Source organism: Akkermansia sp. RCC_12PD (assembly GCF_036417355.1).
Taxonomy (GTDB): Bacteria; Verrucomicrobiota; Verrucomicrobiia; order Verrucomicrobiales; family Akkermansiaceae; genus Akkermansia.
On the sequence record NZ_CP143889.1, the window covers coordinates 196,354 to 214,521 of the forward strand.

Annotated in this window: 18 protein-coding genes; 15 read left to right on the forward strand and 3 right to left on the reverse strand. The window is 57.8% G+C overall.

The genetic code is table 11. The features are described 5' to 3' along the window. Window positions 1–15 precede the first annotated feature (15 nt). Together V3C20_RS00735 and V3C20_RS00740 are read right to left on the reverse strand one after the other, a co-directional pair. The gene (locus tag V3C20_RS00735) at window positions 16–573 is read right to left on the reverse strand and encodes a pentapeptide repeat-containing protein (RefSeq protein ID WP_130083395.1); all 558 of its coding nucleotides are present in this window, start codon (window positions 571–573) and stop codon (window positions 16–18) included. Between the two features lie 1,211 nt (window positions 574–1,784). Beyond that, window positions 1,785–2,795 (reverse strand): polyprenyl synthetase family protein, encoded by a 1,011-nt coding sequence (locus V3C20_RS00740; RefSeq protein ID WP_067571620.1) that lies wholly within the window; start codon window positions 2,793–2,795, stop codon window positions 1,785–1,787. A 201-nt stretch (window positions 2,796–2,996) separates the two neighbouring features. Here V3C20_RS00740 and larC point away from each other — a divergent pair, with 201 nt between their 5' ends. The 13 genes from larC (at window position 2,997) to V3C20_RS00805 (ending at window position 14,128) form a co-directional block, all read left to right on the forward strand. Beyond that, the gene (larC, locus tag V3C20_RS00745; protein WP_130083394.1) at window positions 2,997–4,226 is read left to right on the forward strand and encodes a nickel pincer cofactor biosynthesis protein LarC; all 1,230 of its coding nucleotides are present in this window, start codon (window positions 2,997–2,999) and stop codon (window positions 4,224–4,226) included. Beyond that, window positions 4,198–4,614 carry a hypothetical protein gene (locus tag V3C20_RS00750; RefSeq protein WP_330935405.1) on the forward strand — a complete coding sequence of 139 codons (417 nt, stop codon included), beginning with the start codon at window positions 4,198–4,200 and terminating at the stop codon, window positions 4,612–4,614. Before larC ends, V3C20_RS00750 begins: the two co-directional genes overlap by 29 nt. After that, window positions 4,553–5,014 carry a hypothetical protein gene (locus V3C20_RS00755; protein WP_330935406.1) on the forward strand — a complete coding sequence of 154 codons (462 nt, stop codon included), beginning with the start codon at window positions 4,553–4,555 and terminating at the stop codon, window positions 5,012–5,014. The genes V3C20_RS00750 and V3C20_RS00755 overlap by 62 nt, the downstream gene beginning before the upstream one ends. Further along, window positions 5,011–5,766, forward strand: coding sequence for a nickel pincer cofactor biosynthesis protein LarB (larB, locus tag V3C20_RS00760; RefSeq protein WP_130083392.1), 756 nt, complete (start codon window positions 5,011–5,013; stop codon window positions 5,764–5,766). The genes V3C20_RS00755 and larB overlap by 4 nt, the downstream gene beginning before the upstream one ends. A 105-nt stretch (window positions 5,767–5,871) precedes the next feature. Further along, complete coding sequence (locus tag V3C20_RS00765; protein ID WP_130083530.1) at window positions 5,872–7,332, forward strand: family 10 glycosylhydrolase; 1,461 nt, start codon at window positions 5,872–5,874, stop codon at window positions 7,330–7,332. A 220-nt stretch (window positions 7,333–7,552) separates the two neighbouring features. Beyond that, window positions 7,553–8,197, forward strand: a complete 645-nt coding sequence (locus V3C20_RS00770) for a superoxide dismutase (protein WP_130083391.1) — start codon at window positions 7,553–7,555, stop codon at window positions 8,195–8,197. A 148-nt stretch (window positions 8,198–8,345) separates the two neighbouring features. Then, a complete protein-coding gene (locus V3C20_RS00775) occupies window positions 8,346–9,437 on the forward strand; it encodes an adenylyltransferase/cytidyltransferase family protein (protein ID WP_130083390.1) in 1,092 nt (363 codons plus the stop codon). 9 nt (window positions 9,438–9,446) lie between these two features. After that, on the forward strand, window positions 9,447–11,012 hold the full coding sequence (gene murJ, locus V3C20_RS00780) for a murein biosynthesis integral membrane protein MurJ (protein ID WP_130083389.1): 1,566 nt from the start codon (window positions 9,447–9,449) through the stop codon (window positions 11,010–11,012). 169 nt (window positions 11,013–11,181) lie between these two features. Further along, complete coding sequence (locus V3C20_RS00785) at window positions 11,182–12,348, forward strand: pyridoxal phosphate-dependent aminotransferase (protein WP_130083388.1); 1,167 nt, start codon at window positions 11,182–11,184, stop codon at window positions 12,346–12,348. Between the two features lie 345 nt (window positions 12,349–12,693). After that, entirely contained in the window at window positions 12,694–12,939 is a 246-nt protein-coding gene (locus V3C20_RS00790) for a hypothetical protein (protein WP_149873771.1), read from the forward strand. 30 nt (window positions 12,940–12,969) lie between these two features. Then, window positions 12,970–13,176: a hypothetical protein gene (locus tag V3C20_RS00795; RefSeq protein ID WP_130083386.1), complete on the forward strand. Its 207-nt coding sequence runs from the start codon at window positions 12,970–12,972 to the stop codon at window positions 13,174–13,176. Between the two features lie 12 nt (window positions 13,177–13,188). After that, the gene (locus V3C20_RS00800) at window positions 13,189–13,494 is read left to right on the forward strand and encodes a hypothetical protein (RefSeq protein ID WP_130083385.1); all 306 of its coding nucleotides are present in this window, start codon (window positions 13,189–13,191) and stop codon (window positions 13,492–13,494) included. Window positions 13,495–13,612: 118 nt separating this feature from the next. Further along, window positions 13,613–14,128, forward strand: a complete 516-nt coding sequence (locus V3C20_RS00805; RefSeq protein WP_130083384.1) for a YlbF family regulator — start codon at window positions 13,613–13,615, stop codon at window positions 14,126–14,128. A gap of 382 nt (window positions 14,129–14,510) precedes the next feature. Here the strand turns inward: V3C20_RS00805 and V3C20_RS00810 are convergent, their stop codons facing one another. Further along, a complete protein-coding gene (locus V3C20_RS00810) occupies window positions 14,511–15,152 on the reverse strand; it encodes an ankyrin repeat domain-containing protein (protein ID WP_130083383.1) in 642 nt (213 codons plus the stop codon). Window positions 15,153–15,280: 128 nt separating this feature from the next. Between V3C20_RS00810 and dusB the strand changes: the two genes are divergently transcribed. Together dusB and V3C20_RS00820 are read left to right on the forward strand one after the other, a co-directional pair. Further along, window positions 15,281–16,282 (forward strand): tRNA dihydrouridine synthase DusB, encoded by a 1,002-nt coding sequence (gene dusB / locus V3C20_RS00815; RefSeq protein WP_130083382.1) that lies wholly within the window; start codon window positions 15,281–15,283, stop codon window positions 16,280–16,282. A gap of 220 nt (window positions 16,283–16,502) precedes the next feature. Beyond that, entirely contained in the window at window positions 16,503–18,149 is a 1,647-nt protein-coding gene (locus tag V3C20_RS00820; RefSeq protein ID WP_130083381.1) for an ATPase, T2SS/T4P/T4SS family, read from the forward strand. Window positions 18,150–18,168: the final 19 nt, after the last annotated feature.

The following is an 18,168-nucleotide window of genomic DNA, read 5'->3' on the forward strand; positions in this document are numbered from 1 at the left end:
ACCGTGACCGCGCTCCTATCCCCTGATGTCAATGTCCAGATGGGCGAGCAGCCCTTCCAGCCCATGCCGGGAAAAGACCGCCTTTTTCAGCTTGCACATGGCGGGATTGATCGAAAAGTTGAAAGAGGTTGAAAAATCGGCTTTCTCCAAATTGGCCCCGACGAAAGAAGCCCGTTCCAGGTCACAGCGGTCAAAAACGGATTCCGCCATGTCCGCGTCATTAAAGTACCCCTCATACATCTTGCAGCCGCGGAAAACGGTTTTCCGCAACCTGGCCTCTACAAAGCTGGCATAATCAAGATGCGAGTTTTCAAAGACCAGGCCGTCCGAAAACCTGTCTATGTCCGTGAAGTCCGCGCCAGTCATTTTGCAGTCGGCAAAGGTAACATCCCGGAAGGCTTCCTTGAAGCTGGCCAACGTGAAATTGCACGCCCTGAACTCGCACTTCTCAAAATCGGTATTCCGGATGACCAGCTTTGAAAAATCACACGCGATGAATACGCAATCATAGTATTCATCATCCAGTTCCATTTCATGGAAATCCACTTTCTCAAAGGTCTCGTCTTCAGTCATATCATGTTGATGGGAATTGCCGCACCGTGCTTGTTTCAATGGCCCGGAATCACCGTTTCCCGGGAAACAAAACACAAGAGAAAAATTTTCTTCCCTGCCTTTTAGCATGAAAGTCCACTGCCTGCAAGTCGTCCCGCACATGCACACAGGCCCGTCTGATACCTTGCGGAAAAACATTCCAGATGCTCCCTGCCGCCTCCAAAACAGCGTTGCCCCTGTCCATCCGTTATCCACCTGATCCCATCCGTGTAGTTCCAAACGAGCCTTCCAGGCAGCCATAGCACCCCGGATACTGAGCGCCACGTTCTTTTCCAACATGGTTTAGGTGCCTTTTAAAAACCGAACGCTTCCTCTCCCCAAACAATCCTTTCCGGAATTTTCCTCCAGCCGTATATCTTCATTCACCAGCTTCATAAATCCCGGTAATAAACATGACACAGAACAAATTTATCACTGAGGCTACACCGGCCTCTCGCGAAAGAGGCGTCACATGCACCGTTCCCAATACCTATCAGGAAGAAATTCCAGGACAGGTCCGTCCTTCGTGCGGCTTTTATGCGGGGGCCTGCGTGCTCAATTGCCTCAATGGGAGTTCCGAATATACAGACAAACCCTTTCCACGCAGGTAAAAAAATATTCTCTAGGAGACGGTTCAAGGGAAAAAACTAACCATCAAAGGAGAAGTTTTCCAGCCTGGAGACTTTGCCCATTTCATCAATGAGATAGAACAGGAAAGCTGCTCATCCTCCTGCAAACTCTTCCATGAACAAACCATCCGGGACACAATCAATCAGGGAGGGTACGTCCTTGTTCCGGTCCAGGTTAACAATGAAAAGGAACATTATGGTTTCCCCGGACCGGAGTCCGGAATACGGATGATCCGCATGCACATTGGTGCGTTATTGCAGGATATGTAACAGAGGAAAAATCCCTACTGCTCTCCAAGCACTGGGGGGGAACTGTTTATTTGATATAAACGCCCTCAGAGACAGCAATCAAGAATACTATCCTACCCAGCAACCAATGGAATCTCAGAACAGCGCGCCTCCCAAGTGCAGTTTCTTCAGAACATGATCATCACTATGCTGCCCCACAAGCTCCATCGGGACGAAGAGGCTGCGCCTGCTGAGCAACGAGGTATTTCTACCGTTTTCCCGTGATAAAAGGCAGCGGATCAGGAAACTGCGGAAACAGTTATACCGGAACGAAGGTCAGGAGATACGGCAATCGTTGAGCAATTCGTCCATGTAAAAGGTCATCTCCGCCAGGGCCTCACGGTATTCTGTCTGGGGGAGGAGCCACAGGATTTCACGGGCCGCCTCGTTTTTCTCCAGGGCCACCTGAATCGCCTTGTCCAGGGATTCCGCAAAGACGGGGTTGTCATGGAATTCGGAATAATCCACCGCCTCCCGGTTTTCAATGGCATCGCGCAGGGTGGCTTCCACGTTCCTGTCTCCGCATTCCAGCAGATTGAAAATGGGGAGGGTGAGCTTGCCTTTTCCGGCGTCCGTATGAAGGGTCTTGCCGGCATCATCTTCATCACCCACCATGTCCAGGCAGTCGTCATAAATCTGGTACGCCACGCCCAGAAGATCCCCAAGCTGGTAAAGGGATTCCTCCACTTCCGGAGAGACGCCGGAGATCCAGCCCGCACCGCCCGTAGCGGCGGAGAAGAGGGAGGCGGTCTTCTTGCGGATGATTTCAAAGTATTCCTCGCGCGTCATGCTCAGGTCGTACAACCGGCTTGACTGCGCCACTTCCCCCTGGCAGACGTTCCTGACAGTCTGCGCAAGTTTGCGGCAGAATTCCGTGCTGCCGAATTCCGTGCCCAGCACCATGGCGTGGGAGAAGAGAACATCTCCCAGCAGCACTGCCAGACTATTACCCCACAGGGCGTTTGCCGTGGCTTCATCCCGGCGCTTGTCAGCCTCGTCGATCACGTCGTCATGCACCAGGGAGGCCAGATGCACCATTTCCAGCAGCGCGCCCAGGCGGATGTGCTCCGGCTTGATTCCTCCCGTGGCACCGCCCACCAGCAAAGTCAGCGCGGGCCGAAGCATCTTGCCCTTTGACTGGCAGACGGTTTCCATGTAGTCAGTAACTTCGGGATCAAAACATGCTGCCTGAGCTTCCACAAATTCGGAGACCTGCTTCAACTCCGGCTTGATCAACTGGAGATAATGCTTCTGGGATCGTAATTTCGAAAAGAACGGAATGGACATGATATGGGAACGAGGAAAGCGCTGTCAGCGCTGGGGAATTGTTGCATATTTGGAGTTCTCTAGCAACGTATTTCACGGAATATCCTTGCATGAACAGACAGGATTTTTCCGAAACGCCGTCACGGAAACCCTGAAAACCGATGAACGATAAGGCTCATTTTGACCTTGAGCACGGGCATTTTCCTTTTACACTACCTTGTCATGAGAGTCTTGGTCTATGATTGCAGCGCAGGCATCAGCGGAGACATGAATCTGGCCGCCCTGATCGACTTGGGCGCGGACCGGGATATTCTGAAACGGGAATTGTCCAGATTGAACGTTCACGGGGAATGGAAATTGGAATGCCGGCGCGCCGGACAGGCGGGCATTTACGGCACGCGGGTTGACGTGCTTGCCCAGGAACACGGCCATTCCGGCCACAGCCACGAACACCATCACCGCACGATGGCGGATATCAGGCGCATCATCACGGAAAGCGGACTTCCGGCTGCCGTACAGAAGACGGCTCTCTCCATTTTTTCCCTGCTGGCGGAGGCGGAGGCCCGCGTGCACGGCACCACGCCGGACCAGGTGCATTTCCATGAAGTGGGCGCTGTGGATTCCATCATCGACATCGTGGGCGCGGCCATCTGCCTGGACCTGCTCCGTGCGGATGCCGTTTTTACCGGTCCCGTGGAGCTGGGCGGTGGCCGTGTCACCTGCCAGCACGGTTTGATGCCCGTTCCGGCGCCCGCTACCGCGCAGCTCGCGCGCCACTTCCAGTCTACCCTGAACGGCACGCCGCATGAGGCGACCACGCCTACCGGAGCCGCTTACATCGCCGCCGTGGCACAGCCCGCGCCTTCTCCGCTTTCCGGCCGCATTGCTGCCGCCGGCTACGGAATCGGCCACAGGGAAGGCCTGCCCCTCCCTAACATTCTCCGGGTAATGCTGGTGGAAACGGAGGAACAGGATACGGCCACGGAACGCCTGACGGAGCTGTGCGCCAATATAGACGACATGACGCCGGAGCAGACCGCCTACCTGGCGGAAAAGCTGATGGAAGCCGGCGCACTGGACGCATGGCAGGAGTCCATCTGCATGAAGAAGGGACGCCTGGCATTCAAGATATGCGCGTTGTGCCTGCCCGAACATGCGGACCGGGTCAGAAACGCCTTTTTCCGGAACAGCAGTACGCCGGGCATCCGCCAGTATGACGCGTGCCGCCACATCCTGCGCCGGGAATGCTCCGCCGTACAGACCCGCCACGGCACGGTAGGCGTGAAAACCTCCTTCATGAACGGGCGCCCCCACCACCGGAAAGCAGAGTTCGAGGACTGCAAGGCCCTGGCGGAAGCGACCGGCCTGCCTCTGGAAGAATGCCAGATGATGGGACTTTTCCCCCACGACGATCGTGACGACCATGACGAGTCCCTCAAAGATTCCGTTTGAACGGCTGCGCTCTGTCCTGCTTCCCTTGGAGCGCATCGCCATCGCCCTGTCCGGAGGGCTGGACAGCAGCGTGCTGCTGGCCGCTTCAGCCGATATTCTGGGAGCGGACCGCTGTCTGGCCCTGACGGCGGAAACGCCCTATGTCATGCAGGAGGAACTCCGGGACAGCACCGCCCTGTGCCTCCGCCTGGGCGTCAGGCAGGAAAGACTGGCCTTTCCCATTCTTCCGGAGATTGCGGACAATCCCCCCCCTGCGCTGCTACCTATGCAAGCGCGCCCTGTTTACCTCCCTGACCGAACGGGCCGCAGAGCTCCGTTTTCCCCGGATGGCGGACGGGTCCAACATGGACGATCTGGGCGACTACCGGCCGGGGCGCAAGGCCCTTGAGGAACTCGGCGTCGTCAGCCCCTTTCTGGAAGCGAAAATGGGAAAGGCGGACATACGCCTTCTGGCGCGCTCCCTGAATCTGCCGGAAAGCATCAGTGAAAAACCGGCCTATGCGTGCCTGCTGACGCGCCTGGAACACGGCCGTCCCGTTACGGAAAGCCTGCTGCGGCGCGTGGATGAGGCGGAAACCTTCCTGCGTTCACTGGGGCTGAAAGGCTGCCGCGTCCGGATGCATGGAGAAGATCTGGCCCGCATTGAGCTTCCCGGCCCGGAGCTCGTCCTGTTCCGCCGGGACGGCCTGTCGGAAGCCGTCGTGAGCCGTCTCCGCGAACTGGGTTTCCGACATATCACCCTGGACCTGGAAGGATATTCCCGGGGAAGCATGAACAAACCGTCATGAACAACATCACCGCCATCCTGCGCCAGCTTGAGGAAGGCCGCCTTTCCACGGAAGAGGCGGCGGAAAAAATCAGGGCCGCGGCATCCCCCGCTCTTTCCCACACGGACATCGACTACGACCGCCTGAAACGCACGGGATGTCCGGAGGTAATTTACGGGGCGGGCAAAACGCCCGTCCAGATTGAAGAAATAGCCCGAAACCTGCTGGCCGCGGGGCAGAACGTGCTGGCCACTCGCCTGAATGAAGACGCCCTGCTCCATCTTTCCGGGACCTTCCCGGAGGCGGACATGCATCCGGAGGCACACCTCATGCGCATCATCGCCTCTCCTGCGCCGCAGGCGGCTGGCTTTGTCGGCATCGTCAGCGCGGGCACGTCCGACCAGGCGGTGGCGGAAGAAGCCGCATTGACGGCGGAATTCCTGGGAAGCCGGGTATGCCGCTATCGGGACTGCGGCGTGGCGGGACTTCACCGCCTGGTGTCCCATCTGGATTCCATCCGGGAAGCCACCGTCCTAGTAGCCGTGGCGGGCATGGAGGGAGCGCTTCCCAGCGTGCTGGCTGGCCTGGTGAAGGTGCCCGTGATCGCGGTACCCACCAGCGTGGGGTACGGGGCCAACTTCCGCGGCGTGACCACGCTGCTGGCCATGATGAATTCCTGCGCCAACGGCGTTTCCGTGGTCAATATAGATAACGGCTTCGGTGCCGGATTCAATGCCCACCTTATCAACAGCCTCGCTTCCGGAATGCGGTGACCGGAAAAGCCGCCGCGTGTTCCATGACGGAACCGCCGGTATCTGTCATGGACAGGCATGCCCGATGGGCGTTAAATGAACGCACAGCATCCCCGCCACCAGATCATGACCTTATCCCCCTTTTTCCACGGCCTGGCCTGTTCCCTGCTTGCGCTGACGGTCCAGGCCCTGGCTTGGCAGCCCTCCGGAGAAACCGTGCCCGCCGCTCCACAGGAATTCCGCGCCGCATGGATTTCCACCGTCCACAACATCGACTGGCCCTCCCGTGCCGGCCTCTCCGGCGCAGCCCAGCGCTCGGAACTGCTAAATATCCTGAACACCTGCGCCCAGTTGAAACTGAATGCCGTGTTCCTCCAGGTGCGACCGAATGCGGACGCCCTGTACCGTTCCTCTCTGGAGCCCTGGAGTCAGTGGCTTTCCGGCCCCGGCGTCAACCCGGGCTACGATCCCCTGGCCTTCGCCATTCAGGAGGCCCACCGCCGCGGCATTGAACTGCACGCATGGTTCAACCCCTTCCGCGCCAAGGCGAACGTGAACCACGCCGTGGGCCGCAACCACATTTCCCTGACGCGGCCGGACCTGATGAAGCGCAACGGCTCCGTGCTGCTGATGAACCCCAGCGCCTCCGCTTCCCGCGACCACGCCATGAAAGTCATCCTGGACGTCGTGCGCCGCTACGACATCGACGGAGTCCATCTGGACGACTACTTCTACCCCTATCCCGCGCCGGGCAGAAGCTGGACCCCCGGCAGCTTCAGCGACGGCAAGTCGCCTTCCCAGCGGCGGGCCTATATTGACGACTTCGTGCATGACATGTACAAATCCGTCAAATCCTCCAAGCCGTGGGTGCGCGTGGGCATCAGCCCCTTCGGCATCTGGCGCCCGGGCGTGCCTGCCGGGATTGAAGCCGGAGTGGATGCCTACGAGCACCTGGCCTGCGACGCCCGCAAATGGCTTTCCAGGGGATGGGTGGATTATCTGGCCCCGCAGCTTTACTGGCGATGCAGTCCGGCCAAGCAGAGTTTTCCGGCCCTCATGCAGTGGTGGGCTGCCCAGAACACGCGGCGCCCGGTCTGGCCCGGCATCGCCACGGCGCGCATCATGAGCAGCGAAGATCCGGGACGCCCCGCCTCCGAAATCGCCGCTCAGGTCAACTACTCCCGCTCCCTGGCCCGCAACGCGCCGGGGCAGTGTTTCTGGAGCGTCAAGTCCATCATGAGGAACACCGGGGGCATCCAGCGCTACCTGAACAAACTGTACCCCTCCATGGCCGTTCCCCCGGCCATGCCGTGGTGCGGCACTGGAACACCCGGCCAGCCGCAGAATTTCACGGTGGCGGACAATGGCTCCACGGTAACTCTTTCCTGGCAGCCTTCTGGCAATCCCGTCCGGAAATGGGCCATTCAGGCGCGCTACGGCAACCAGTGGTCCACCCGCATCCTGCTGCCCGGCAGCCAGACCCGCGTAACGCTGCCCAAATCCTTCCTGGGGGATGCCGGTTCCGTTGCCGTGCGAGGCGTGAGCGCGTACGGGGCGCAGGGACCTGCGGCTGCGGCCAGAAGATAGCCGTCGCGGCTTTTCCGGCAGGCTTCCGCTGAAAATGGGGAAAAATAATTCCGAGCAAAGTTTTTTGAACGCTTCCAAATCCACTCATGTCCAAACTTCCATGAATTCCCATGGCGCGGACATGAAAAGAAGGCACTTTCTCGCGCTTTCCTCACTGGCGGCATTGGGAACGATCAGCCAGGCCCGGGCAACAGGGCCATTCATACAACAACAGCACAAGATGACTAAGAAGCAAAATTCCTCCACGGTCGGTTACGCCGACGGCAAGTACGTGTTACCTCCCCTTCCGTATGCCTACGATGCCCTTGAACCCCTCATGGATGAGAAAACGGTGCGCATCCACCATGACAAGCACCATGCGGCCTATGTCGCCGGCGCGAACGCTGCCGCGGAAAAGCTCCGGGAAATTGCAGACGGCAAGCTGGACGCCTCCGCCACCACCAACTGGGTACGCTCCCTGTCCTTCAACGTTTCCGGCCATGTCCTCCATACCATTTTCTGGACCAACATGACTCCCGATCCCAAGAAGGAGCCCCAGGGTCCGCTGATGGACGCCATCAAGGAAAAATTCGGCTCCCTGGACGGCATGATGAAGGAATTCAAGGCCGCAGCGCTGGGGGTGGAAGGTTCCGGATGGGGCATTCTTGGCGTGGACCCCATGAGCAAGACACTGGTGATCTGCGGAGCGGAAAAGCACCAGAACGTGGAAATTCCCGGCCTGGTGCCCATTCTGGTCTGCGACGTGTGGGAACACGCCTATTACCTGAAGCATCAGAACGCCAGGGCCAACTATATTGAAGATTTCTGCCGCCTCATCAACTGGGATGACGTGGAAGGACGCTACAAGGACGCCATGGAGTCCTGACCTGGCCCATACATCCCGATTTTTTCAACGGTACGGACGTTTAACGGTCCGTGCCGTTTTTTTATATGCTGTTTCCCGGCTCTTGCATCTTGAAAAGGGATAAGGCATACTGCCGTCAGCTGATTATCTAATACCACCCACATTGTGCATGAAAAAAGTTTTCGTCTCAGGCTGCTATGACATCGTCCATGCTGGACACATCCAGTTTTTTGAAGAAGCCCGCGCCCTAGGGGACTACCTGATTGTTTCCTTTGCCTCGGAACCCGTGCTCTGGCACCACAAGCAGCGCAAGCCCTCCATTCCGGACGAACACAAGAAGGTTCTTCTGGAAAGCCTGCGGATGGTGGACAAGGTCATCCTGGGTACGGGCATGAGGAAGGGGCTGGACTTCGAGGAGGAATTCCTAGCGGAAAAACCGGATATCCTGGCCGTGACAGAAGACGATCTGTACGGCGCGGTCAAGAAGGAACTGTGCTCGCGCGTGGGAGCCCGGTACGTGGTTCTTCCCAAGACGCCGCCCAAATTCACCCCCGTTTCCACCACCATGCTGGTTAACCGGATCAAGGCGCCGTCCTCTGTACCGCTCCGGGTGGATTTTGCCGGAGGATGGCTGGACGTTCCCCGCTACGCCAGAAAAGACGCCTATGTGGTCAACTGCGCCATCACCCCGATGGTTTCCCTCTGCGAATGGCCCTATGAAAAGCGTTCCGGCCTGGGCGGCAGCGGCGCGTGGGCCATGCTGGAAGGGCGCGATCCCGTAGCTTCCGAACTGGCGCTGGGCGTTGGCTGGCAAGACCCCGCCGTGATTGCGGAAACGGGCCTGTGTGTGTGGCGCTCCGGGAGTTCCCCCGTGCTGGACATGAAGGGCACCGGAGACTTCCTGGAGGGAAGGATGGCCATTCTCTACACAGGTTCCGAACATGATACGCCGAAAATGGCGGACGAATGCCGGGATTACGTGCGCATCGCTCAGTCTTCTCTGATCGCCCGCACGGGAGCTCTGGAACACAACATCCACACCCTGGCCGCAGGCGTGGCCCTGTATTACAGCGTACAGCTTGACGAAGGCATGATCCCCCTTCCAGACATCCCCAATGCCCTGGCGAAGAAATACCTGGGCGGCGGCTACGGCGGCTATGCCCTGTACCTGTTCTCCTGCCGGGACGACCGGGACCAGGCCGTCAAGGGCCATCCGGACATGAAGCGCGTGGAACCGTACTGCCGCCAGCTGTTCAAGTAATCTTTTGCCATGTCCCTGATGCGGAACAGCCTGATTGCCTCCGGCGCCATCTTCGCGTGCCGCCTGACCGGCATGGCAAGGGAAATCGTGTACACTTCCCTGTTCGGCGCCACGGGCGTGCTGGACGCCTTTTACACAGCCTTCCGCATTCCCAACCTGCTCAGGGATCTGTTCGCGGAAGGGGCCCTTTCCCAATCCTACACCAGTGTGGCCTCCAAGACGCGGGAGGCAGAGGGGGACGCCGCGGCCTGGGAACTGACCAACAAGGTGGCCACCCAGCTTTCCACCCTGATGGTCGCCATCGTCACGCTGGGCATCCTGTTTGCCGGCCCTATCATGGAAGCTCTTTACAGCGGGAACCATTCCGTGACGGATCAATTGTTCGCCACGGACCTGAGCCGCATCATGTGGCCCTTCATCGGCTTCGCCTCCCTGTCCGCCCTGGTGATGGGCGCGCTGAACATGGTGGGCGTTTTCGGACTGCCCATGCTGGCCTCCGCCGCCTTCAACGTCACATCCATCCTGCTGGGCCTGCTTATCGGCTGGTTCATTGACCCCTCCTTCGGTCCCAAGGCCCTGTACGGCTTTGCCTGCGGGGTGACGCTCGGGGGCATCGCCCAGATTGCCGTGCAGCTTCCCAAACTTCGCAGAACGGGTTTCCGCTGGAAGCCCAATTTCCAGTGGAATGACCCTAAAATCAAAAAAATCTGGGGGCTGATGCTGCCCTCCGTGCTGGCCTCCGGCGTCACGCAGTTCACCATTTTCATCAATACGGGCTTTGCACTGAACCTGCAAAAGGGGTCCGTCACTGCGCTGACCACGGCATTCCGGCTCTGGCAACTCCCCGTCGGCCTTTTCGGCGTGGCGACAGGCATGGTCGTGCTCCCGGCCGTCTCCCGCATGATGGTGGGGAACGGGAGGAAGGAAGTGGCGGCCCACATTGCCAGGGGGCTGCGGCTGGTAGCGTTCTTCGCCATTCCAGCCTTCCTGATCCTGTACATTCTGGGCACGGAATTCGTCTCCTCCGTGTATCAATGGGGGCGCTTCAGCCAGGATGCAGTTCGTTACACGGGAGAGGTTCTGGGAGCCTACTCCCTGGGCCTGCTGGGCTATGCCGGAACCAAGGTAGTGCAGCCCGTCTTCCTGGCTCTGGAAAAACGCTGGGTCCCCCTCATCGCCGCTGCCGTGGCGCTGGCCATCAGCATCGGCCTCAATTACTACTTCGTGTATGTGCTGCATAAAAACGCGGCGTGGCTGGCATTCACCACCTCCGTGGTCACTACATTCAACTTCCTTTTCTACTTTCTTTACCTGCGCCGCCAGCTCGGCGGCATGGACGGGAAGACACTGGTTTCCGGCCTCCTGAAAATCCTGGCGGCGGCGGCCTTTCTGGGAGCGGTCTGCTGGGCTGGAAAAACATGGTTCCTCCAGGGCTTCCTGGACTGGTCCTTCCCGGCAAGGGTGCTGGGCATTTCCCTGGTCTGCGGAAGCGCCGGCATCATTTACCTGATGGCCGCCTTCCTGCTGAAAACGCCGGAACTTGATGCGGTACGGGCCAAACTGATGAAACGCTGACCACGGCATTTCCCATCCGGAAAGGCCGTGCGTCCCGGCAGAGGAAAAAGAATGGCCCTTGCAAGCATTCTCCTTGCCAGAGCAGCACTCAGTGAGTAAAGTTTTCCCGCTTAAGCGGAAAATAGCCTGTTTTCCGCGCCGGCATTCAAAAATCTACGATCTCACCACAATGGACATGATTTCCCCCAGCATTGCTGCATTAACCCCTTCCCTGACTCTCAAGGTGACCAACCGTGCCAAGGCCATGAAAGCCGCCGGTGAAGAAGTTTACGGTCTGGCGGGCGGTGAACCGGAAATGGACACCCCCGACAACATCAAGCAGGCAGCCATCGCCGCCCTGAACAACGGCGCCACCAAGTACACCCCTTCCGCGGGCCTTCCTGCGCTGCGCCAGGCCATCGCCGACAAGCTCAAGAGAGAAAACAACCTGGAATACGATCCTTCCCAGATCACAGTGGGAGCGGGCGCCAAGCACGCCTGCTTCAATGCCATCATGGCCACTGTCTCCGAAGGGGATGAAGTCATCATCCCGTCTCCCTACTGGGTCAGTTATCCGGAAATGGTCCGCATGTGCGGCGGTATTCCCGTCATTGTGGAAACCACGCCGGAAAACGGCTGGAAGCTCACGGCCGAACAATTTGAAGAAGCCATGACCCCCCGCACCAAGATGGTCATCCTCACCACGCCGAACAACCCGACCGGAGCCGTTTATTCCGAAGAGGAACTGCGCGCCCTGGGCGAAGTGGCCGTGAGCGAGGACATCCTCATTCTGGCGGACGAAATCTACGAACACCTCGTGTATGGGGATGTCAAACACGTCAGCATCGCCTCCCTCAGCCCGGAACTGTACGACCTGACCATCACCATCAACGGCTTTTCCAAGGGCTACGCCATGACCGGCTGGCGCCTGGGCTACTCCGCCGCCCCGGCTCCCATCGCCAAGGCCATCCAGATGATTCAGGACCACACTACGTCCAACGTCTGCACCTTCGCCCAGTACGGCGGCATTGAGGCCCTCACCGGAGACCAGAGCTTCATCAGCGACATGCGCGACGAATACGACATGCGCCGCCAGTACGTCTATTCCCGCCTCAGCGCCATCCCGAACGTCAGCGTCGTGGAACCCCAGGGCGCCTTCTACTTCTTTGTGGACACCAGCAAGCTGGGCCTCACCTCCCTGAACCTGTGCGACAAGCTCTTGGAACGCTACAAGGTGGCCGCCGTTCCCGGCATCGCCTTCGGCAATGACAAGGGCATTCGTATCAGCTACTGCACCACGCTGGACATCCTGAAGGAAGCGCTGGACCGCTTTGAAGAATTCTGCAAGGCGCACTAAGCGCTGACCCAGCTATTTACCACTTTTCAAGGACCGCCTCCTTCATGGGGCGGTCCTTTTTGCTGCAAACGGGAAATACGATTCCGCCGCTCTGCAATTAAATACACAGTACCAACATATTTTTGGCTTCATTGACATTTGAATGCATGACAGGCTATCATAAGTACCGTTCCCGTTATTCGCCTTTCTGCCCCTGAATATCAGCTTCAGCAATATTTCCCTCATGGGACGGGCGGAAGACCCGGAAGGATTCACCCCCATGCATATCCCCGGGTAAACTGCTGATAAGGCCCAATGCCCTGCATGCCAACTCTACCACTTTTCCCTAACCCCTTTTACAACGCCATGAACCATTCCTGCCTCTGCTTCCTGCCATACGTTCTTTTCCTGCTATCTTTTCCCTGTTCAGCCTCTCCGCCCCAGGAACGGCTCCCCCTCCCCTCCGTTATCAGGAATCCGGACAAGCAGAATCCGGAACTCCTCCCACTTCAGAAACTGCTGGACAGCGGCCAGCTTATCCTGTTTTACCAGGGGACCGACAAGATGCGGAAAGAAGCCAAACGCTACAGGAAGAAGGACGTCACGCCCTAGGAACTGACGAACGGACTCTTTCTGTGTTACATGATTGCCAAGGCACCGTTCCTTGACCTCAGCGGCTACAACAATGTCGAATGGGTTTCCGAACATACTGATCTGGATCACACCGTAAAAGAATTCATGTCCAACAGCATCCCGTTCATCGCCCTGACGGACAAAAACAGCAAACTCCCGAACAAAGAAGAAGCCCTGCGGCTTTATTTAAGTGCCGCCGCGCTGGTAATCAAATAATTCCACAGCCAGGTGGACTACACTTTTAAAGCTACGGAGATTTGCGCCGACATGCTCATTGATTACGCCTCCGACATGTCCGGCGAGCAGGAAACCAGGCTGTTCAACACCACAAGCGCTCGCGGAGCGGGAAGCAACAACGCCCAGTACATCATCAAAAGCAAGGAACGCGGATTCATTAGGAAATTGATGGCCTGCTTCCCGGCCAAGGCACAGGAAGTCAGAAAATACCCTAACCTGGCCGGATATGAAGACAAGGAAATCCCGGCCTTGCTGCACAGAACCGCTGGAAGGGTTGCGGAAGCTGACTACTTGTAGCGGAGTCTACCTAAACGAAGTGAGTAAAAACAGCATCCCACGGGTTGACATAAAAAAGCGCATGATGCCTCGCAACCGGGTTGTCCTGTCTTGAAAGTCATGGTTAAATGAATTTTATATGAATACCCCCGTTCTCAATGACAACCTGCGTTCCGCTACGGAAGCCCTTTGCAACCTTCTTGCCAAGGAAGACCAGGTTGTGTCTTCCAAGGCTAAAATCGGCCTGTTTTTCCAGAATCCGGAAGCAACCAAGCTTTTTGAAGAAGTGAACGCCTACGGCGAAGAACTGCGCAACAAGCACCTGGCCGGCATGCCGCCGACGGAAGAGGAAATCGCCAAGTTCGATACCCTGCGTGAAAACGTGGTCAAAAATGACGCTGCCCGCGGTTTCCTGGAAGCGCGCCAGACCATTGACGAAATCCTGAACACCATCAATCATTATCTGGGCATGTCCATTGACCTCGGCCGCGCCCCCACTCCTGAAGAAATCGAAGAAGCCCGCCAGCGTGCCATGAGCGCCCAGTCCTCCTGCTCCTGCGGAGGCGACTGCAACAAGGAAAGCTGCGACTGCGACGGCACTTGCGACCACGATCACGACCACAAGGACGGCGGCTGCGGCTGCGGCAATCACTGATCAATCTTTTCAGACAATCATTTTCACTAATTTTCACCATTGGGCAAGGCTTGCCCGGTGGTGATTTTTTAGGGAATTATATACTTAACTTTAGTCTAACAATCCATCACCTTTTCTCCGCGTTTACACGAGAACCGGAACACAGGCGGCAAACTTATTGCTTTCCTAGAATCTGCCAATGGAGAAGGATGGGAAGCCATGCTCGCGGAAATTGGAATTCGTTATCTAAAAATCACTCATGCGGGACGTTTAGAAGGGGCAAAAGCAAGAAGAATAAAACAGTTCCGTGAGTCTGAACTTAAGTATATAAAACCCATTTTTTATGCCCCGGCAGAAGAGGGAGGAAAAAGACGGATCAGAGGCCTTTTTCCATGTGATGAGCTTATTGGTCCGCCCCTTTCCTGTTCATGTTGCTTTTGAGATATTGGCCCAGTTCCCGGCAGCCACTGCCGAGGGCATAATCAGCGGCGGTTTCCCCCTGCTCGTTGACGGCGTCGGGATCGGCCTTCCATCCGAGCAGCAAATCAACCATGTCACGGTCATTCCGGCAGGCGGCCAGCATGAGGGGGGTGCTTCCCATCCGTCCGGCGCTGTTGACATCCGCTCCCTGTTTGAAAAGCCATTCCGCAATCGCGGCATTTTTACCGCAAACAGCTTCCCGGAACAGGGCATTCAATTTTTCCCCTTTTCCGGGAACGGCTCCCCGGCCCAGCAGGAAGTCAAAAATATCTTTCCTGCCCAGAGCCGCGGAGGCCATCAATGTCCTGCGTCCCTCCCGTCCGTGAATATCCGCCCCCTGGCTCAATGCTTTCAAAGCCTGTTGAAGGTTGGACAGTTTGTTGGAGGGCAACTCGCCTTTCCCGGCTATTTGATCAATCCATTCCTCCACTATCTGACAAGCCTTTTCATAGGTGGCGGGTTTCACGGCGTTCGGCGCGGCCTGGACGGCGTTCCCGGAAGGCGCCCCGGCTCCCCACGCAGCAAGAGGAAACAGGGCAACACAACAAATATTCATCAGTTTCATTCTGTTATTGTATCATTCTCTCCATGCATCCGGAAAGTTACAAACTGGTTACTTTTTTGTGTTTCCGCCGGAACAGTCAAGACGCTTGAACAGGCTGTGCAGCCATGTTAGCGTCATTCTAAGGAACCATGACTTTTCCCGAACCCACATCCTCCTTCCCTCTGCCGTTCATCAAAACGGATTTCCCGCTGTTTCTGGCTCCCATGGCCGGGGTGACGGACCCCATTTTCCGCACCATCTGCAAGGAACTGGGAGCGGACGTGATGGTGACGGAGTTCGTTTCCGCGGAAGGCATTCTCCAGGCTTGGGAAAGGAATAGAAGATATACCAAAATTGAAGAATCGCACCGCCCCATAGGCATCCAGCTTTTCGGTGCGGACGGCGCCCACATGGGGGAAGCTGCCAGAATCATTCTGGACCACGAGAAACCGGATTTCATTGACATCAACTTCGGATGCCCGGTTCCGAAGGTGGTCGGCAAGAATGGGGGGTCGTCCCTGCTGAAGGACCTGCCCCTGCTGGCTTCCGTGGCGGCCGGAGTCGTGAAGGCGGTGGGCGACCGTATCCCAGTCACGGCAAAAATACGCATCGGCTGGGATTTCCAGAATCTGTGCGCAATGGATGCGTGCCGTCTGCTGGAGGATGCGGGCATCTCCATGATCACCATTCACGGGCGCACCCGTTCCCAGCAGTATTCCGGCGCCGCCAACTGGGACATTATTGACGAATGCGCTCGTGCCATGTCCGTCCCGGTTATCGGCAACGGAGACATTGCCACGGCCCAGGCCGTAGCTTATGTGAAAGAGAACACTGCCGTCAGCGGCGTCATGATAGGCCGTGCGGCCATGGAAAATCCGTGGATCTTTGCGGATGCCAAGTATTTCCTGCTGCACGGCGTCCTGCCGCCGGCCAGGCAGCCCCGGGAGAAGACGGACCTGATCCTGCGCCATACGCGGATGGCCCTGAATTCCGGCCATTACGGCGACGAACTCCACACCATGCGCCATATGAGGTCCCGCATTCTGGCCTACACGAAGGGGTTTCCCGGAGCCAAGGAGATGCGTTCCCGGCTGGTACGCGTTTCCAGCCTGCGGGAACTGGAGGAATTGCTTTCCGGCATCCCCCGGTAAACGTTCCGGAAACGGGAAGTTGCCCTTCTTTCATGGCATTCCGCAGACAGCCGGAGCGTCCCTCCGGGGAAAAGGCTGCGCCCCGTCACCGTCATCCCTGAAAAAAAATGATCTTTTGAGGGAAGCTAAGTTGACTTTGCGCCCGGAACCTGTCAGAAATAGGGGAGTATCCTGCCGATTCGTTCCGGCAGATTTCCAACAATAGAATCCAGAGATCGACGTGTACGCCAACGAATCATATCTCATCGAACTTCTTACGCAGGCCGGGTATTTGAATGAAGAAATTCTTCAATACGCGCGCAGCCAAAAATCTCCCACCCAGGACCTGATTGATTTTCTCATCCAGTCCAATTACCTCACGGAAGACGTCATCGCGCAGGTGAGTGCCTCCAATTCCCTGCTTCCCGTAGTGGACCTGGGGTCCATGCACATTCCCCAGGAAGTCAGGGAAATCATCAGCCCGGAACTGGCCCGGCGTTTCCGGGCCATTCCGATTTCTGACGACGGCTTTTCCGTAAATGTGGCTATTGATGATCCGCTGAATCTGGAAACCATGGACAGCCTGCCCCAGCTGCTGGGCCGCGACGTAATTTTCAGCGTAGCCACGCGCAGTGCGGTGGAAAGCCGGCTGAAGGAATTCTACCGGGACATGACCCTTCCGGATGCAGGCAGCGGCGCTGACGGAGAAGACGGAGACGCCCCTATCATCCGCCTGGTGCAGCAGATGCTAGTGGATGCGTTCAAGATGCGCGCATCCGATATTCACATTGAACCCATGGAAAACCGGCTCCGCATCCGCTACCGCGTGGACGGCAAGCTGGTGGAGGTGGCCACCCATCCCAAGAAGCTTCTCAGTCCCATCATCGCCCGCCTCAAGGTGATGAGCACCACGATGAGTATTGCTGAAAAACGCATGCCGCAGGACGGCCGAATCCAGATGACCATCGGGGACCGCCAAATCGACCTTCGTGTCTCTTCCGTCCCCAGCAACCACGGGGAAAGCATTGTCATGCGTATTCTGGACAAGTCCGCCCTGGTGCTCGGCCTTCCGCAGCTGGGCTTCTTTTCCGACGACGAAGCCGTGTTCGACCGCCTGATCACCCTGCCCGACGGCATCATCCTCGTGACCGGTCCCACCGGTTCCGGTAAAACGACGACTCTGTACGCGTGCCTTAACCACATCAACCGCCCGGACAAAAAGATCATCACGGTGGAAGACCCCGTTGAATACGAACTTTCCGGCATCAACCAGGTGATGGTGAAGGCGGACATCGGCATGACCTTCGCCGCTGCTTTGCGCGCCATGCTGCGCCAGGCTCCCAACATCATCATGATCGGGGAAATCCGAGACATGGAAACGGCCAGCATCGCCATCAACGCCTCCCTGACGGGCCACCTGGTGTTCTCCACCCTGCACACCAATGACGCCCCCAGCGCCGTAGCCCGTCTGGCGGACATCGGCATCAAGCGTTTCCTGATCGCCTCCTCCGTCCGCGCCATCATGGCGCAGCGCCTTGTCCGCAAGCTGTGCGACCGCTGCAAGGTGGACGGCAACCTGACGGAAAAGCAGGCCCACACGTTGAACATCGACATGTCCCGCGTCACGCCGGGCCAGATCAAGGCGCCCCACGGCTGTGACTTCTGCCGCGGCGGAGGCTTCAAGGGACGAATGGGCCTGTTCGAAATTTTCGAGATCGACGATGAAGTTCGCCGCATGATCAACGAAAACCTCACCTCCCCCCAGTTGCGCAAGCGCGCGCGGGAGCTGGGCATGAGAACCCTGAGAGAAGACGGCGTGCGCAAGGTGCTGGCCGGCCTCACCTCTCCGGAAGAAGTGCTGAACGTCACCATGGGAGACGCCAACTGATTTTTCCCCGCAATCCACT

Coding starts and splice junctions, on each gene's coding strand:
- murJ (WP_130083389.1), top strand. CDS start 9,447: ATGTCCCTGATGCGGAACAGCCTGATTGCCTCCGGCGCCATCTTCGCG.
- V3C20_RS00785 (WP_130083388.1), top strand. CDS start 11,182: ATGGACATGATTTCCCCCAGCATTGCTGCATTAACCCCTTCCCTGACT.
- V3C20_RS00755 (WP_330935406.1), top strand. CDS start 4,553: ATGGCGGACGGGTCCAACATGGACGATCTGGGCGACTACCGGCCGGGG.
- V3C20_RS00770 (WP_130083391.1), top strand. CDS start 7,553: ATGACTAAGAAGCAAAATTCCTCCACGGTCGGTTACGCCGACGGCAAG.
- V3C20_RS00750 (WP_330935405.1), top strand. CDS start 4,198: ATGACGAGTCCCTCAAAGATTCCGTTTGAACGGCTGCGCTCTGTCCTG.
- larC (WP_130083394.1), top strand. CDS start 2,997: ATGAGAGTCTTGGTCTATGATTGCAGCGCAGGCATCAGCGGAGACATG.
- V3C20_RS00775 (WP_130083390.1), top strand. CDS start 8,346: ATGAAAAAAGTTTTCGTCTCAGGCTGCTATGACATCGTCCATGCTGGA.
- V3C20_RS00790 (WP_149873771.1), top strand. CDS start 12,694: ATGAACCATTCCTGCCTCTGCTTCCTGCCATACGTTCTTTTCCTGCTA.
- V3C20_RS00740 (WP_067571620.1), bottom strand. CDS start 2,795: ATGTCCATTCCGTTCTTTTCGAAATTACGATCCCAGAAGCATTATCTC.
- V3C20_RS00810 (WP_130083383.1), bottom strand. CDS start 15,152: ATGAAACTGATGAATATTTGTTGTGTTGCCCTGTTTCCTCTTGCTGCG.
- larB (WP_130083392.1), top strand. CDS start 5,011: ATGAACAACATCACCGCCATCCTGCGCCAGCTTGAGGAAGGCCGCCTT.
- V3C20_RS00795 (WP_130083386.1), top strand. CDS start 12,970: ATGATTGCCAAGGCACCGTTCCTTGACCTCAGCGGCTACAACAATGTC.
- V3C20_RS00735 (WP_130083395.1), bottom strand. CDS start 573: ATGACTGAAGACGAGACCTTTGAGAAAGTGGATTTCCATGAAATGGAA.
- V3C20_RS00765 (WP_130083530.1), top strand. CDS start 5,872: ATGACCTTATCCCCCTTTTTCCACGGCCTGGCCTGTTCCCTGCTTGCG.
- V3C20_RS00805 (WP_130083384.1), top strand. CDS start 13,613: ATGAATACCCCCGTTCTCAATGACAACCTGCGTTCCGCTACGGAAGCC.
- dusB (WP_130083382.1), top strand. CDS start 15,281: ATGACTTTTCCCGAACCCACATCCTCCTTCCCTCTGCCGTTCATCAAA.